This is a genomic window from Halothiobacillus diazotrophicus, from assembly GCF_001663815.1.
In the GTDB taxonomy this organism is placed as follows: Bacteria; Pseudomonadota; Gammaproteobacteria; order Halothiobacillales; family Halothiobacillaceae; genus Halothiobacillus; species Halothiobacillus diazotrophicus.
This window is the reverse complement of record NZ_CP016027.1, coordinates 338124-353098: the sequence shown is the minus strand read 5'-3', so window position 1 is coordinate 353098 and position 14975 is coordinate 338124. Positions and strand designations below refer to the sequence as shown.

Here is a 14975-nt window from a genome sequence, read left to right as displayed (position 1 = left end):
CGCGACCGATCAGAACAGGGGCAGGCGCGTCGAGCGTCGCCGAACGGAGGTGCGATATGTTGCAGAACAAGATCCAGGACGTCCTGAACGAACCGGGATGCGAACTGAACCAGTCCAAGTCCGACAAGGATCGCAAGAAGGGTTGTACCAAGCAGTTGCAACCCGGCGCTGCCGCCGGCGGCTGTGCCTTCGACGGTGCGAAGATCGCCCTGCAGCCCCTCACCGACGTCGCCCATCTCGTGCATGGGCCGATCGCCTGCGAAGGCAACTCCTGGGACAACCGGGGCGCCAAGTCCTCCGGTTCCCGACTGTATCGCACCGGCTTCACCACCGACATCAACGAACTCGACGTGGTGTACGGCGGCGAGAAGCACCTGTTCAAGTCCATCAAGGAAATCATCGACAAGTACGATCCGCCGGCCGTGTTCGTCTATCAGACCTGCGTACCGGCGATGATCGGCGACGACATCGAGGCGGTCTGCAAGGCGGCCGCCGCCAAGTTCGACAAACCGGTGATTCCCGTCAACTCGCCCGGCTTCGTCGGCAGCAAGAACCTCGGCAACAAGCTCGCCGGGGAAGCGCTGCTCGACTACGTGATCGGCACCGAGGAACCGGAAACCACCACGCCGTATGACATCAACATCATCGGCGAATACAACCTCGCGGGCGAGCTGTGGCAGATCAAGCCCCTGCTCGACCGCCTGGGCATCCGCATCCTGTCCTGCATCAGCGGCGACGCGAAGTACCATGAGGTCGCGCAGTCCCACCGTGCCAAGGCAGCGATGATGGTGTGCTCCAAGGCGATGATCAACATCGCCCGCAAGATGGAAGAACGCTACGACATCCCCTTCTTCGAGGGCTCGTTCTACGGTATTTCCGATTCCAGCGAATCCCTGCGGCAGATCGCCCGACTGCTGATCCAGAAAGGCGCCCCGGCGGAGCTGATGGATCGCACCGAAGCGCTGATCGCCCAGGAGGAAGCGCGGGCCTGGGAACAGATGACCGCCTTCGGCAATCGCCTGAACGGCAAGCGCGTGCTGCTGATCACCGGCGGCGTGAAGTCCTGGTCGGTGGTTTCGGCCCTGCAGGAAGTCGGCATGGTCGTGGTGGGCACCAGCGTGAAGAAGTCCACGAAAGAGGACAAGGACCGTATCAGCGAGCTGATGGGAGGCGATGCCCACATGATCGACGACATGACACCCCGCGAGATGTACAAGATGCTCAAGGAAGCGCAGGCCGACATCATGCTGTCCGGTGCGCGGTCCCAGTTCGTCGCCCTTAAGGCCAACGTGCCCTGGCTGGACATCAACCAGGAGCGGCATCACGCCTATGCCGGTTATGAAGGCATGGTGGAACTCGTTCGCCAGATCGACCGGGCGCTCTACAACCCGATCTGGGGCCAGCTGCGCAAGCCGGCCCCCTGGGATAGCCGCCCCGCTTCGGCACCGCTGTTTGGTGAAGATCCCGTCGTTGCCGATGCGTCCGAGCAGACAACCAATGGTCAGGTCCAGCCCATCGGCCTCGACGCCCAGATGGGGCAGGAGGTGACGGCATGAGCACTGTCCGCACCGTGAACAAGGCCTGCACCGTCAACCCGCTGAAGCTGAGCCAGCCCGTCGGCGGCGCGCTGGCCTTCATGGGCCTCGACAACGCCATGCCGCTGCTGCACGGCTCGCAGGGCTGCACGGCCTTCGGCATGGTGCTGTTCGTTCGCCATTTCCGCGAAACCGTGCCGTTGCAGACCACGGCGATGAGCGAAGTCGCCACGGTGATGGGCGGGCTAGAGAACATCGGCAAGGCCATCCTCAGCATCTACCAGCGCGCGAAACCGAGCGTGATCGGCATCTGCTCCACCGGCGTCACCGAAACCAAGGGCGACGACGTGGATGGCTACCTCAAGACCTTCATGGCGGCGCATCCCGAACTGGGCGATCTCGTGGTCGTCTATGTCTCGACGCCGGACTTCAAGGATGCCTTCCAGGACGGCTGGGCCAAGACCGTCGCCCAGATCGTGGGGACCCTGCCCGATCCGCAGGCGCCGAAGGTGCCCGGTGCCATCAACTTCCTGGTCGGTTCGCACATGACGGTGGCCGATGTCGAGGAACTGCGCGACATCAGCGAGGCCTTCGGCCTGAAGCCGACCATCCTGCCCGACCTGTCCGGCTCGATGGACGGCCACGTGCCGGAGAACTTCTCGCCCACCACGCTCGGCGGCACCACCGTGCCGGAAATCCGTGCCATGGGCGGTGCCGAATTCACCATCGCCGTGGGCGAGCAGATGCGCCCGGCGGCCGAAGCCCTGATGGCGCGCACCGGGCAGTCCTACATGCTGTTCGATCGGCTCACCGGCATCGAGGCCAACGACCAGCTGCTCGAATGCCTGAGCCAGATCAGCGGCCGCCCGGTGCCCCTGAAATATCGCCGGCAGCGCAGCCAGCTGATGGACGCGATGCTCGACAGCCACTTCTTCTATGGCGGCAAGCGCTTCGCCATCGGCGCGGAACCGGACCTGCTGTGGTCGCTGGCCACCCTGTTCGCCGAGATGGGTGCGGAGATCGCTGCGGCGGTCACGACCACCCAATCCCCGATGCTCGAACGCCTGCCCTGTGCCGAGGTGCTGATCGGCGATCTGGAGGATCTGGAGGATCGCGCCAAGGACTGCGACATCCTGATCACCACCTCGCATGGTCGCCAGGCGGCCGAACGGCTGCACATCCCCTTCGTGCGCATGGGCCTGCCGATCTTCGACCGGCTCGGTGCCACGCATCGGCTGTCCATCGGTTATCGGGGTACGCGGGATCTGCTGTTCGAGATCGGCAACGTCCTGATGGCCAACGAACACGAGAATCATCCGGAGAGCTGGCCGCTGCCAGCCGAAAACCATGCAGCACGTCCGACGCTTGCGCTTAGTTAAGAACGCGGACGTCGTCGCGCCTTTATCCACACGTTCGCGCCCGGGAGGGATCATGAAAGTCGCATTTGCCACACAAGACATGAAACGCGTCGATGCCCACTTCGGCTGGGCCAAGCAGATCGCCATCTACGAGGTGACCGAGGACGGCCACGAGTTTCTCGAGGCCGTGCAGTTCGACGGCGAACTGGCCGAAGACGGCAACGAGGACAAGCTCGCGCCCAAGCTCGAAGCCATCAAGGACTGCGCCATCCTGTACGTCTCCGCCATCGGCGGTTCGGGTGCGGCCCGCGTGATCGCCCTGAAGATCCACCCGATCAAGGTCAACGAGCCCGAAGCGATCGAGGACATCCTCGCCAAGCTCCAGAAGGTACTGCGCGATGCACCGCCGCCCTGGCTGCGCAAGGCACTGCGCAAGGGACAGGAATACGAATTCGAACTCGACGAAGAGGAAAGCAGCAATGTCTGATACCACGACCGCAACCCCCGAAGCCACGACCGTCGCCCCGATGGAGACCCCGTTCATCCAGGAACTGGTCAAGCAATGGCGCGCCCAGGACAGCTACGGCACCTGGGAGAAGAAGAACGACGAGGAGCTGCTCGCCCCGTACATCGTCGACAAGGAAGCCCGCCGGGCGATCCCGATCATCGGCGACCCCGATCCGGAAGTGCTGTGGCGCCTGGAACTCTTCTACAACGCCATCGGCCTCGCCACCGAGCGTGCGACCGGCATCATGGTCTCGCCGATGATGAAGATGAGTCACGAGGGTTTCGGCCGGATGATCCTCACCGCCGGCCGTCTCATCGTGATCAACAAGCATCTGCGCGACGTGCATCGCTTCGGCTTCCTCAGCATGGAAAAACTCGCCGAGGAAGGCGGAAAGCTGGTGGACAGCGCCGTGGACATGATCAACCGCTTCCCCGAAGTGGCCCGCTTCTAGTACCGCCAACAACGTACTACCGGAATCGTACCGACAGAGGAGAAACACCGTGGACGAAATCGAAGCCATCAAAGCCGAAATCAAGCGCCTGAACAGCCAGGCGAACCGTCTGAAGATGGATCTGCACGATCTGGCCGAGGACCTGCCCATCAACTGGGAGGGCATCCCCGACCTCGCCGAGCAGACACACACGACCTATCGCGATTTGAACGCGGCCAAGGCGCGCCTGGCCGCCCTGAACGGAGACTGACGCCATGAGCAGCATGACCGGCATCACCAAGGGGGGCCTCGCCTGGACCCCGAATTTCGTAGACCAGATCGATGACGAGAAATGCATCGGCTGTGGTCGCTGCTACCGTGCCTGCGGTCGCGACGTGCTGATGCTCAAGGGCATCGACGAGGATGGTGGGCTGGTCGCTGCGGACGACGATGAAGCCGAACGCAAGGTCATGGTGATCGAGCACCCGGAGAACTGCATCGGCTGCGAGGCCTGCTCCCGGGTCTGCCCCAAGGACTGCTATACCCACACGCCGCTGGCGGCCGCCTGATGGCCGGGTGACTACGAGAGGTGCCACGATGGACTCAGGAATCTACCAATACCTGATGGATCACCGCGACGCGCAGGAAGACGTGTACGAGGCGCATATCTTCGCCCAGTGCATCAGTCACAACGCACGTTGCGACAACGAGTCGCTCAGTGCCGCCATGGGCCTGAGCCAGACGAAGTTCCGCATGCTGATCAACCGGTATTTCGCCCGCGTGCTCGACGACAAGCCCATCGACCGGTGCATCAAGGAGCATCTGAATCTGTGCACCGGCCTCGATTATTCCTGCCAGTGCGAGAACCTGGCTTCGGACACGCCCTCAAGCCGCGTGCGCGACGAGGAAATGAACGATCTCAAGCTGCTGCTGCTTGATCACAGCTCGAGCTACGGCGAGCACGTCGACTGGATCACCTCGATGATCGCCGCCGCCTGCCTGCGCGACAACCACCTCTGGCAGGACCTGGGTCTGGCCTGCCGCGAAGAACTCAACCAGCTTCTCTCGCGCTATTTCCCGATTCTGTACAACAAGAACACGGGCAACATGAAGTGGAAGAAATTCCTCTACAAGCAGCTGTGCGAACTGGGCGAGGTGTCGGTCTGCCTGGCGCCGAGCTGCGCGGTCTGCATCGAGTACGCGGCCTGCTTCGGCCCCGAGGACGCGACGGACTGGTCCCAGCCGACCGTCACCGCCGCCATGCACTGAATGTGCCCCCATGACCCCGCTCATAGCGAAAAACACGACCGGAACACGCGATTACCTGAACGACCACCGATTGGAGATCCATCATGACCACCGCTGAACTCACCGCCATCGAACAGAGCGCCTTTGCCCGGCTCGAGCAGGAAAAACGCCTGCTGAACCCGGTCTACAAGGGCGAAATCAACAGCAAGGGCCGCTTCGGCTTCCGGGGCGAAGTCGCCCTGAAGTTCGCCGCCAGCATCGCCGATGAAGCCCGCCCGCCGGAAACCATGGCCCAGCAGGTCATCAGCGGCGCCGAACCGGGCAGCGACAAGATCGACTTCTTCGCCTGCTACCTGCTCTCCTTCGGCTATATCGAGGATCTCGTCCCGGTCCTGAAGGAAAACCTCAGCCCTACCGGCAAGTACTTCCTGTTCTGCAACAACATCGACCTGCGCAAGCGCTACCAGGTCGTCGTCGACGGCATTCCCTTCCATATCCTGCCGATCGACGAAGCCACCGTGTACAACGAGCTGCTCGAACTGCTGTATCTGGAACGCGGCGACCTGAAGAAACTGGATACCGCTGCAAAGATCGATCGGATCATGGATACCGCGCTGACCTTTGACGGCAAGTTCCCGGAAATCAGCCTCGCCGAGTGTCTGGCCACCATGGGTCCCGTCCGCAACCCGAACGAAAACCGCCCCGTGTAAAAACACGTACCGAACACTGCCAGGAGCAATCCCTGTTGCCCGCATTTGCGGGCTTTTTTACGCCCGCTTTGTCGCCTTCGCAGCAAATCCACCGAAGCCATGTAGGAAACCCGACAAAATCCGCACCACCCCCACGCGACATCCATATTATTCGTTTCTTTTCATCCGGTTAACGAGTTTGAAAAACATGGCGCGCCTTTTGCTTTTATACCTGTGAACCCACCTCATTTCCAAGGAGCGCACCATGTTGACACTGACAGAAAAGGCGATTCACGCCGTCAAGGGTCTGATCACGGAAACCCCGGAAGCCAGTGGCCTCCGCGTCATGGTCTCCGGTGGCGGTTGTTCCGGATTCCAGTACGGCATGGGGCTCGAATCGCAAGCCCAGGCCGACGACACCGTCATCGCCCTCGAAGGCCTCCAGGTCTATGTGGACGAGAACAGCGCGCCGCTGCTGACGGGCGTGGTGATCGACTACGTCGAGGACATCACCGGCGTCGGCTTCCGGTTCGAGAACCCGAACGCCACGGCCACCTGCGGCTGCGGTTCCTCCTTCACGGCGGGCGACGGTTCGCCCACGCCCGACAAATCAACCTGCGGTCATCGAGGGTAAGCGCCATGTGGGACTATACGGACAAGGTGAAAGAGTACTTCTTCAACCCCAAGAACACCGGGGTGCTCGAAGAGGCCAACGCCATCGGCGAAGTCGGCTCCATCAGCTGCGGCGATGCCCTGCGACTGATGCTGCAAGTCGATCCGGAAACCGACGTCATCACCGACGCGCGCTTCCAGACCTTCGGCTGCGGCTCGGCCATCGCGTCCTCCTCCGCCCTGACGGAGATCATCAAGGGCAAGACCCTCGATGAGGCCCTGGCGGTCACCAACATGGACATCGCCGAATTCCTCGGCGGCCTGCCGCCCGAGAAGATGCACTGCTCGGTCATGGGCGCCGAGGCCCTCCATGCCGCCATCGCCAACTATCGCGGCGAGGAATGGGCGGACGACCACGAGGAAGGCGAGCTGATCTGCAAGTGCTTCGGCATCGATTCCGCGATGATCGAAAAGGTCGCGAAGGAAAACAACCTGCACACGCTGCAGGAAGTCACCTTCTACACCAAGGCTGGCGGCGGCTGCGAAAGCTGCCACGAGAAGATCGAGCGTGTGCTTGCCGAGGTCCATGGCCTGGAACCGGTGGCGGCCAAGCCGCCCGCCCAGACCGTCACCCAAACGGTGACAATTTCGGCTCCCGTGTCCATCCAGCCCCTCAAGCCCAAGCCGGCTGCCCCCGCAGCGGCGGCACCGGCTACCGGTGGCATGACTCTGGTACAAAAAATTCAGAAAATTTCCGCCGTCATCGACGAAATGCGTCCACAATTCAAGATGGATGGGGGTGACATCCAGCTGGTCGACGTCGATGGGGATACTGTCAGTGTCGCCATGAGCGGCGCCTGCATGGGCTGCCAGATGTCGGGCATCACCATCTCCGGCATCCAGGAGCGACTGATGCTCACGCTGGGCCGCCCGATCCGGGTCGTGCCCGCACCGATGCCGCAGGCCCAGTCCACCGAGACCATGGGGGTTTGATCATGACCACCACCGCGTACATGGACAACAATGCCACCACCCGCGTCGATCCCCGTGTCGTCGAGGCGATGCTGCCTTACTTCAGCGAGTGCTACGGCAACCCCTCCTCCATGCACAGCTTCGGCGGCGACGTCGGCAAGCGGATGGACGAGGCACGCATCGCCGTGCAGAAGCTGCTGGGTGCTGCACACGACACCGAGATCATCTTCACCTCCTGCGGCACGGAATCGGACAGCACGGCCATCCTATCCGCGCTGGCCGCCTATCCGGAACGGCGCGAAATCATCACCAGCGTCGTCGAGCACCCGGCCATCCTCACCCTCTGCGAGCATCTGGCGCGCACCGAGGGCTACACGGTGCACTACCTGCCCGTGGACCGGCTCGGCCGCATCGACATGGAGAAATACGCCGAGGTGCTGAGCGACCGCGTCGCCATCGTGTCGATCATGTACGCGAACAACGAGACCGGCACGATCTTCCCCGTCGAAACCATGGCCCGCATGGCGAAGGAAAAGGGCGTGCTGTTCCACACGGACGCCGTACAGGCCGTGGGCAAGATTCCGCTGAACATGGCCGAGTCGGCCATCGACATGCTCTCCCTCTCCGGCCACAAGCTGCATGCGCCCAAGGGCATCGGCGCGCTGTACGTGCGCCGCGGCACCCGCTTCCGCCCCTTCCTGCGCGGCGGCCATCAGGAGCGGAGCCGTCGGGCGGGCACGGAGAACACCACCGGCATCATCGGTCTGGGCAAGGCGGCGGAACTGGCGCTCGAACACATGGCCTACGAGAACACCGAAGTGCGCAAGCTGCGCGACAAGCTGGAAGCGGCCATTCTGGAGGTCGTGCCTTATTCCTTCCCGAACGGGGACCCGGACAAGCGTCTGCCGAACACGACCAGCATCTCCTTCGAATACATCGAGGGCGAGGCCATCCTCCTGCTCCTGAGCCGGGTCGGCATCGCCGCCTCGTCGGGTTCCGCCTGCACTTCGGGCTCCCTGGAACCCTCGCACGTGCTGCGCGCCATGGACATCCCCTACACGGCGGCCCACGGCACGATCCGCTTCTCGCTCTCCCGCGAGACGACCGAGGCCGAAGTGGACTGGGTAATCGCCCAGACCCCGCCGATCATCGCTCAGCTGCGCGCCCTGTCGCCGTACTGGGGGCCGAACGGCCCGATCCTCGCCGACAACGCGTTTGTGCCCGTGTATGCCTGACGTCAGCGCATTACCGCAAGCCGTGGCCGTGATCCACGACACCACCCTGCGCGACGGCGAACAGACGGCCGGTGTCTGCTTCCGGCCCGACGAGAAAATCGCCATCGCCCAAGGCCTGGTGGCCGCCGGCGTGCCGGAACTGGAAATCGGCATCCCGGCCATGGGTGAGGAAGAACAGGACGTGATCCGCAGCATCGCGCAGCTGGGCCTGAACGCCCGGCTCGTCGTCTGGTGTCGCATGCACGATGCCGATCTCGACGCCGTCGCCCGTTGCCCCGTCACCATGGTCAACGCCTCGGTCCCGGTGTCGGACATTCAGATCCGCGGCAAGATCGGCAAGAGCCGCAGCTGGGTGCTGCAGCAGATCGATCGCCGGGTGAAGCAGATCCTCGACATGGGCATGGAAGTCGCCGTCGGCGGCGAGGATTCCTCCCGCGCCTCGCTGGACTTCATCCTGCAGGTGATGGAAGCCGCCCAGAAGGCCGGCGCGCGGCGCTTCCGCTTCGCCGACACCCTGGGCATCCTCGATCCGTTCACCGTATCCGAGATCATGCCGCGCCTGCGCGCCGCCACGGATCTCGAAATCGAGATGCACGCCCACGACGATCTCGGCCTCGCGACGGCCAACTCGATCGCCGCCCTGCGTTTCGGCGCCACCCACGTGAACACCACGGTGAACGGTCTCGGCGAACGGGCGGGCAATGCGCCGCTGGAGGAAGTGGTGATGTGCCTGCACCACCTGTACGGCTACCAGACCGGCGTGGACGTGCGGCACTTCAACGCCATATCGCAGATGGTAGCCCTGGCGTCCAGCCGGCCGGTGCCGCCGGGCAAGAGCATCGTCGGTGCGGCCATCTTCAGCCACGAGGCTGGCATCCACGTCGACGGCATCATGAAGGATCCGCTCAACTACCAGGGCTTCGATCCGCATGAGCTGGGCAGGGAGCATCTGCTCGTGCTCGGCAAGCATTCCGGCACCAAGGCCGTGATCCGCGCCTACGCCGAACTCGGCACCATCATCGACGAGGAACAGGCCCAGCAGATCCTTCGCCGCGTGCGGCATTACGTGCAGCAGTACAAGGTTTCGCCGCGCACGGAGGATCTGCACACGTTCCTGCTGGAAAGCGCGGAACCGCAGCAGCCTCATTCCTGACCGGTCCATTTCTGACGGGAGACATCCATGAACGCGATCCCCATCGAGAAGAATCCGCCCAAGCGCATCGGCCTGTTCGCCATGATGCGGGAAGACGTGCGTTGCGTGTTCGATCGCGACCCGGCGGCGCGGCATGTTCTGGAAGTGCTCACCACCTATCCCGGCGTACACGCCATCATCGTGCACCGCATGGCCCATCGGCTGTGGCACGTGCGGCTGCGCTATCCCGCGCGGCTGATGAGCGCCCTCTCCCGCCTGTTCACGGGCATCGACATCCATCCCGGCGCACAGATCGGCAGACGCTTCTTCATCGATCACGGCATGGGCGTGGTGATCGGCGAAACGGCGGAGATCGGCGACGACTGCACGCTGTATCACGGCGTGACCCTCGGCGGCACGAGCTGGAACCCCGGCAAGCGGCATCCCACCCTGCGCGATCGGGTCATGGTCGGCGCCGGGGCAAAGATCCTTGGCCCGGTCACCATCGGACACGACACCCAGGTCGGCGCGAATGCCGTGGTGATCTCGGACGTCTCCCCCAGCATGACGGTGGTCGGCATTCCGGGTCGCGTTGTACTGCCCATCGAGCGCCGCCGCATCAGCCCGCAGGGCATCGACCTGGATCACCACCTGATGCCCGACCCCGTCGGCAAGGCCATCCAGTGTCTGATGGACCGCATCCACGTGCTGGAACGCCAGCTGCAGCAGCCGGTGCCCGACGAACCCATTCCCGAGGCCGACTGCGAACACTGCACCGATATCGATCCCGCCGTCTGCGGCAGCAGCCTGCGCGATCCGGCGGCCTCGACCCACTGAACAAGCAATTCGAACGAACGAATCGAGCAACTGGCAACATCTGAGGACACCACCATGAGCGAACTGCGCGACCAACTGGCCAAACTCTCCTCGGCAGAGGACTTCCTGAACCTGCTGGGCGTCCCCTACGACGAGCACGTCGTGCAGGTGAACCGTCTGCACATCCTCAAGCGCTTCCACGACTACCTCAAGCGCAGCCCAGACCTCGATAGCCTCGACGACGCGGAACTACGCATTCGGTACGTCACCCTGCTGACCCAGGCCTACAACGATTTCGTGACCTCCGATGCCGTCACCGAAAAAGTCTTCAAGGTCTTCCATCAGGCCATGGGGGTGAGCCATGTCGGACTCGACAAGATCAGCCGTCCCGGCGCCACCGCCGAAGGCTGATCGCCACCGCGTCGGCCGGCGCAACCGCGCGGTGGATGCCCAGACGGTGCTCGACTACCATCGGCGCACCGAGCATCACGTCGACCGCTACGCCGCCGGGCCGGAAACACTGGACTGGGACGCCCAACCCAACCCGTTCCGCGAATTCGCAGGCGCCGCGCGCATCCCCTTGCCGCTTCGCACGACGCGCGATGGCCGGGACGACCCGCGGCCGTTCGCCGAACTGCCCGCCGCCCAACCGTATCCCTTCGACCTGCCTTCACTGGCCTACCTGCTGGAACTCTCGATGGGTCTGGCCGCCTGGAAGGAATACGGCCCCGACCGCTGGGCACTACGCTGTAACCCCTCCAGCGGCAACCTGCACCCCACGGAATGCTATGTGTTGGTCTTCGGCCTTGCCGGGCTGCACGACGGGCTCTATCACTATGTAAGCCGAGACCACGCCCTCGAACGGCGATGGCAACCCGCCGATAATCAGAACGCCATCACGCCATCGCTCCATATCGGCCTCACGTCCATCAACTGGCGCGAAGCCTGGAAGTACGGAGAGCGCGCCTTCCGGTACTGCCAGCTGGATACGGGCCATGCCATCGGCGCCCTGCGCTATGCCGCCGCCCTGCTGGGCTGGGGCGTGGGCATGGTGCCGAACCTCGACCACGATCAACTGGCCGGGCTGATGGGCCTGGATCGCGGGGACGATTTCGCCAAAGCCGAACCGGAAGAACCGGAACTGCTGCTGGGCGTCACCGTACCCGGCAAGACCGACTCGGCCCCAGTCGCTCCCAATCTAATCGCCGAAGGTAGCTGGACGGGCAGCGCCAACTTGCTGGACCCGCATCCCTTCTATCGCTGGCCGATCATCGATCAGGTGGCCGAAGCCAGCCGAGCGCCGCATCCCGCCGCCCATCCGGCGGCAGAAGCCGAGTTTGTTGGTGCGGAAGGAGAAAACGGGTCGGAACTTTGGCCAGAACATTGGCATGCGACCTGGCCGGAAATCACTCGGACGCCCCGCACGGATACGTCTGCGGCAGAAAGCAAACAGTCCGGGCCGCTGACCGCGGCGGTCGTGCCGCCCCCGTTGTCCGCACCGCGCACGGCCACCGCCGTGATTCGCGGGCGGCGCAGTGCCCAGCACTTCAATCCGAAGGTCGCCATGCCTGCCGACACGTTCTTCGACATCCTGGCGCGCCTGCTGCCACCCGAAATCGCATCCGGGGAAACAGGTGATCCCCCGAGACTCCCCTGGGACAGCCTGCCCGTCGAACCCCATCTGCATCTGCTGATCTTCGTGCATCGGGTAGCCGGCCTGCAGCCCGGCCTGTACGCGCTGCCGCGCAGTGCCGAGGGCGAAACCATTCTGCGCGACCAATTGCATGCGGGCTTCGCCTGGCAACCCATTGAGGTGGTCACTGATGAGAGCGCCGAAGTGGGCTCGGAAATCGCCGGCAAACTGGCCGAGGCAACGGCAAACGAAGGCGAATCGGTGCAACCTGGGCAAACAGGAGGGCACCGGCAGGAAAGGTTGCCGCTGTATCTGCTGCTACCCGGCGATCTACGTCGTGTCGCCAAAGGGTTCTCCTGCCAGCAATCCATCGCCTCCGACAGCTGCTTCGCCCTGTCCATGGTCGCGGAATTCGCCCCGCTGATCGAAGAAGCCCCCGAGCGATACCGCCACCTGCACTGGGAAGCCGGGCTGATCGGTCAGGTGCTGTATCTGGAAGCCGAAGCCGCCGGGTTCAACGGCACCGGTATCGGCTGCTTCTTCGACGCAGCGACGCGCGAAGGCTTCGGCATCAAGGACGACCGCCTGACGCCGCTTTACCACTTCACCGTCGGGCAGGCACTTTTCGACAGCCGAATCAGCACCCTGCCGCCCTACCCCCATCGAACCAACACGGAACAGCCTGCCGATCAGGCCGGAGCCGCCCAGCAATGAATACCGAAGCCACCCTGAGCACCGAACAGGCAACAACGATTTCCAACGGGGCGACCCAAGACCACTCCTTGGTCGACTCCTTGGTCGACTCCTTGGTCGATACCATGGCCGATACCCAAGACGCCCCCCTGGCCGAGCCATTCCAACGCATCGACGTCGCCACCGCCCGCGACATTCTCAAGCGCCCGGGCATTCTGCTGCTGGACTGCCGCGCCACGCCGGACTACCTGCGCGGCGGCATCGTCGGCGCCCAGCACCTCAGCGATGCCAATGCCGTCGATTTCATCATGGGCCGCCCGAAACATACGCCGGTGCTCATCTACTGCTATCACGGCAACGCCAGCCAGATCCGCGCCGAAATGTTCATCGACTTCGGCTTCACCGAGGTCTACAGCCTCGATGGGGGTTACGAAGCCTGGTGCGCCGCCCAGCAGGCCCAGCCGACTGGCACGCAGACACAGTCAAGCGACGATCTGCGGGCATGGCTGCTCGAAGAAGGCTTCAACGACGGCGATATCCACAGCGCACTGCCCAACGGCATGACACCCCTCATGCGCGCCGCCCGCGCCGGCGCCCCCGAGCGGGTGGAAGAACTGCTGGCCCTGGGCGTCGATCCCCGCAAATGCAACGCGGACGGCAATCAGGCCCTGTGGCTCGCCTGCGTCGGCGAGAACCTGGACATCGTGGATCGACTCATCGACGCCGGTTGCCCCATCGACCACCAGAACGACAACGGCGCCACCTGCCTCATGTACGCCTCGTCCACCGGCAAGGCCCCCGTGGTCGAACGCCTGCTGGCCCACGGCGCCAACCCGGATCTCGTCACCCCCGACGACTACACCGCACTGGACATGGCCGCGAGCGTCGCCTGCCTCAACCTGCTACGCAAGCGGCACCGCATCCAGCCCATCCAACCCCAGCGCGAAAGCCTGTCGTCGTAAACCGCCCAAGAAAAATCAAGGAACACTCATGCCCCTCTTCGACTACCACTGCACAGCCTGCGACAAAACCTTCGAACTGCTGGTGTTCTCCGGCGAAATACCCACCTGCCCCACCTGCGGCAGCACCGAACTGGAAAAGCAGATCTCCCTACCCGCTCCGCAGGGGAAAAGCGGCAAGATCATTGCGGCGGGACGCCAACAGGCGGCCAAGGAAGGGCATTTCAGCAATTACAAATCGTCCGAACTCAAGGGAAAGTTGTAGCTCAAACCCACCTTCACCTGGTAGAAATGGCTGTTGAATGGGGCGTAACAGTCCTGCCAGAAACATTGGCAAAACCCGACCACGAAGCGGGATGAAAATTTATTCGCCAAGCTATTGAGATTGGTTGCGATTGCTGTGATTCTTGATCCCAAGGAAAGAAGCCAACCAGAAGGTGTGTTTGCTTCCGCCCGTGGCGCCCTCTATTTTTCACAGGATCAATTAAAACATAAGGATACTGATGTGACGACCATGTTATACACCCACCCCTTGCCGAAATATACACCTTTTAAGGTGTATATTGCTTGTTAGGTATTATTCGAAAATCGTCAACACAAGGAGAAGATATGGAGAATCACGTGTGTCCACATTGCCGCACTGAGGTACCTCAAGGTGCGAATGTTTGTACTGGATGTCAGGCAGAGATTGAATATGGGACGCCCAATGCAGCTTTTATTGCAGTCTTTCTTGCCGCCGCCCTTCTTGGTGGCTGGATAGGAACAAATGTTAATTCAACTGTTGGCTGGATAGCCTTCGCTATCATATTGGTGGGCGGGCTTATTGGTTGTTTCAAACTGTTTACAAACCGTGTCAGTTTTAAGCGGATTTACAAAACACGTTGAGCATACCTAACTCGGCGCTTAACCCGACCGCCCACCGGCTGCGCCGTTGGGTTCCCTCCGCGCGTCGCGCTCCGGCGGCGGGTTAGCTTAGGCGTTAGGCACTCGGGCGATTCTTGGTGTTTTCTGTCAGCAGTTTGGTAGCCCAATCTGGCCGCAAACACGCCCTTCAAATTCCAGGTCGCGCATCATCGGTGTTTGGTGCATAGTTGCTAGCAAGGGCGTCGCCCACAGGGAGGTTCCGCACATCATGCGTTTGCAGTCTTATCATCA

General features: G+C 62.9%; 18 protein-coding genes. All 18 read left to right on the top strand.

Annotation, left to right across the window (positions count from 1 at the left end):
• Window positions 1-56 precede the first annotated feature (56 nt).
• A complete protein-coding gene (gene nifE, locus A9404_RS01605; RefSeq protein WP_082922652.1) occupies window positions 57-1556 on the top strand; it encodes a nitrogenase iron-molybdenum cofactor biosynthesis protein NifE in 1500 nt (499 codons plus the stop codon).
• A complete protein-coding gene (gene nifN, locus A9404_RS01600) occupies window positions 1553-2914 on the top strand; it encodes a nitrogenase iron-molybdenum cofactor biosynthesis protein NifN (protein WP_066098055.1) in 1362 nt (453 codons plus the stop codon). Before nifE ends, nifN begins: the two co-directional genes overlap by 4 nt.
• A gap of 52 nt (window positions 2915-2966) precedes the next feature.
• On the top strand, window positions 2967-3380 hold the full coding sequence (gene nifX, locus A9404_RS01595) for a nitrogen fixation protein NifX (protein ID WP_066098053.1): 414 nt from the start codon (window positions 2967-2969) through the stop codon (window positions 3378-3380).
• The gene (locus A9404_RS01590; RefSeq protein ID WP_066098050.1) at window positions 3373-3852 is read left to right on the top strand and encodes a NifX-associated nitrogen fixation protein; all 480 of its coding nucleotides are present in this window, start codon (window positions 3373-3375) and stop codon (window positions 3850-3852) included. Before nifX ends, A9404_RS01590 begins: the two co-directional genes overlap by 8 nt.
• A gap of 49 nt (window positions 3853-3901) precedes the next feature.
• A complete protein-coding gene (locus A9404_RS01585; RefSeq protein WP_066098048.1) occupies window positions 3902-4102 on the top strand; it encodes a CCE_0567 family metalloprotein in 201 nt (66 codons plus the stop codon).
• Between the two features lie 4 nt (window positions 4103-4106).
• Complete coding sequence (gene fdxB, locus A9404_RS01580) at window positions 4107-4400, top strand: ferredoxin III, nif-specific (protein WP_066098046.1); 294 nt, start codon at window positions 4107-4109, stop codon at window positions 4398-4400.
• Between the two features lie 28 nt (window positions 4401-4428).
• Window positions 4429-5100, top strand: coding sequence for a nitrogen fixation protein NifQ (locus A9404_RS01575; RefSeq protein ID WP_066098044.1), 672 nt, complete (start codon window positions 4429-4431; stop codon window positions 5098-5100).
• Window positions 5101-5183: 83 nt separating this feature from the next.
• The gene (locus A9404_RS01570; protein WP_066098042.1) at window positions 5184-5789 is read left to right on the top strand and encodes a hypothetical protein; all 606 of its coding nucleotides are present in this window, start codon (window positions 5184-5186) and stop codon (window positions 5787-5789) included.
• Window positions 5790-6033: 244 nt separating this feature from the next.
• Window positions 6034-6402: a HesB/IscA family protein gene (locus A9404_RS01565; protein ID WP_066098040.1), complete on the top strand. Its 369-nt coding sequence runs from the start codon at window positions 6034-6036 to the stop codon at window positions 6400-6402.
• 5 nt (window positions 6403-6407) lie between these two features.
• Window positions 6408-7373 carry a Fe-S cluster assembly protein NifU gene (nifU, locus tag A9404_RS01560; RefSeq protein ID WP_066098038.1) on the top strand — a complete coding sequence of 322 codons (966 nt, stop codon included), beginning with the start codon at window positions 6408-6410 and terminating at the stop codon, window positions 7371-7373.
• Between the two features lie 2 nt (window positions 7374-7375).
• Entirely contained in the window at window positions 7376-8587 is a 1212-nt protein-coding gene (gene nifS / locus A9404_RS01555; protein ID WP_066098036.1) for a cysteine desulfurase NifS, read from the top strand.
• Window positions 8580-9740 (top strand): homocitrate synthase, encoded by a 1161-nt coding sequence (gene nifV / locus A9404_RS01550; RefSeq protein WP_066098034.1) that lies wholly within the window; start codon window positions 8580-8582, stop codon window positions 9738-9740. The genes nifS and nifV overlap by 8 nt, the downstream gene beginning before the upstream one ends.
• Window positions 9741-9812: 72 nt before the next feature.
• On the top strand, window positions 9813-10556 hold the full coding sequence (gene cysE, locus A9404_RS01545) for a serine O-acetyltransferase (protein WP_197490465.1): 744 nt from the start codon (window positions 9813-9815) through the stop codon (window positions 10554-10556).
• Window positions 10557-10610: 54 nt separating this feature from the next.
• Window positions 10611-10946 (top strand): nitrogenase-stabilizing/protective protein NifW, encoded by a 336-nt coding sequence (gene nifW, locus A9404_RS01540; RefSeq protein ID WP_066098031.1) that lies wholly within the window; start codon window positions 10611-10613, stop codon window positions 10944-10946.
• Window positions 10897-12882, top strand: a complete 1986-nt coding sequence (locus tag A9404_RS13500; RefSeq protein ID WP_197490393.1) for a SagB family peptide dehydrogenase — start codon at window positions 10897-10899, stop codon at window positions 12880-12882. Before nifW ends, A9404_RS13500 begins: the two co-directional genes overlap by 50 nt.
• Complete coding sequence (locus A9404_RS01530; protein WP_197490392.1) at window positions 12879-13823, top strand: ankyrin repeat domain-containing protein; 945 nt, start codon at window positions 12879-12881, stop codon at window positions 13821-13823. The genes A9404_RS13500 and A9404_RS01530 overlap by 4 nt, the downstream gene beginning before the upstream one ends.
• 28 nt (window positions 13824-13851) lie before the next feature.
• Window positions 13852-14085, top strand: a complete 234-nt coding sequence (locus tag A9404_RS01525; RefSeq protein WP_066098028.1) for an FmdB family zinc ribbon protein — start codon at window positions 13852-13854, stop codon at window positions 14083-14085.
• Between the two features lie 344 nt (window positions 14086-14429).
• Window positions 14430-14705, top strand: a complete 276-nt coding sequence (locus tag A9404_RS13280; RefSeq protein WP_156521191.1) for a hypothetical protein — start codon at window positions 14430-14432, stop codon at window positions 14703-14705.
• Window positions 14706-14975 lie beyond the last annotated feature (270 nt).

What these genes read in the sequence shown, in the direction of transcription:
- nifS (WP_066098036.1), top strand. Translation starts at nt 7,376, where the DNA reads ATGACCACCACCGCGTACATGGACAACAATGCCACCACCCGCGTCGAT.
- nifV (WP_066098034.1), top strand. Translation starts at nt 8,580, where the DNA reads ATGCCTGACGTCAGCGCATTACCGCAAGCCGTGGCCGTGATCCACGAC.
- A9404_RS01565 (WP_066098040.1), top strand. Translation starts at nt 6,034, where the DNA reads ATGTTGACACTGACAGAAAAGGCGATTCACGCCGTCAAGGGTCTGATC.
- A9404_RS01575 (WP_066098044.1), top strand. Translation starts at nt 4,429, where the DNA reads ATGGACTCAGGAATCTACCAATACCTGATGGATCACCGCGACGCGCAG.
- A9404_RS13500 (WP_197490393.1), top strand. Translation starts at nt 10,897, where the DNA reads ATGTCGGACTCGACAAGATCAGCCGTCCCGGCGCCACCGCCGAAGGCT.
- A9404_RS01525 (WP_066098028.1), top strand. Translation starts at nt 13,852, where the DNA reads ATGCCCCTCTTCGACTACCACTGCACAGCCTGCGACAAAACCTTCGAA.
- nifE (WP_082922652.1), top strand. Translation starts at nt 57, where the DNA reads ATGTTGCAGAACAAGATCCAGGACGTCCTGAACGAACCGGGATGCGAA.
- fdxB (WP_066098046.1), top strand. Translation starts at nt 4,107, where the DNA reads ATGAGCAGCATGACCGGCATCACCAAGGGGGGCCTCGCCTGGACCCCG.
- nifN (WP_066098055.1), top strand. Translation starts at nt 1,553, where the DNA reads ATGAGCACTGTCCGCACCGTGAACAAGGCCTGCACCGTCAACCCGCTG.
- A9404_RS01530 (WP_197490392.1), top strand. Translation starts at nt 12,879, where the DNA reads ATGAATACCGAAGCCACCCTGAGCACCGAACAGGCAACAACGATTTCC.
- nifU (WP_066098038.1), top strand. Translation starts at nt 6,408, where the DNA reads ATGTGGGACTATACGGACAAGGTGAAAGAGTACTTCTTCAACCCCAAG.
- A9404_RS01570 (WP_066098042.1), top strand. Translation starts at nt 5,184, where the DNA reads ATGACCACCGCTGAACTCACCGCCATCGAACAGAGCGCCTTTGCCCGG.
- nifX (WP_066098053.1), top strand. Translation starts at nt 2,967, where the DNA reads ATGAAAGTCGCATTTGCCACACAAGACATGAAACGCGTCGATGCCCAC.
- nifW (WP_066098031.1), top strand. Translation starts at nt 10,611, where the DNA reads ATGAGCGAACTGCGCGACCAACTGGCCAAACTCTCCTCGGCAGAGGAC.
- A9404_RS01590 (WP_066098050.1), top strand. Translation starts at nt 3,373, where the DNA reads ATGTCTGATACCACGACCGCAACCCCCGAAGCCACGACCGTCGCCCCG.
- A9404_RS13280 (WP_156521191.1), top strand. Translation starts at nt 14,430, where the DNA reads ATGGAGAATCACGTGTGTCCACATTGCCGCACTGAGGTACCTCAAGGT.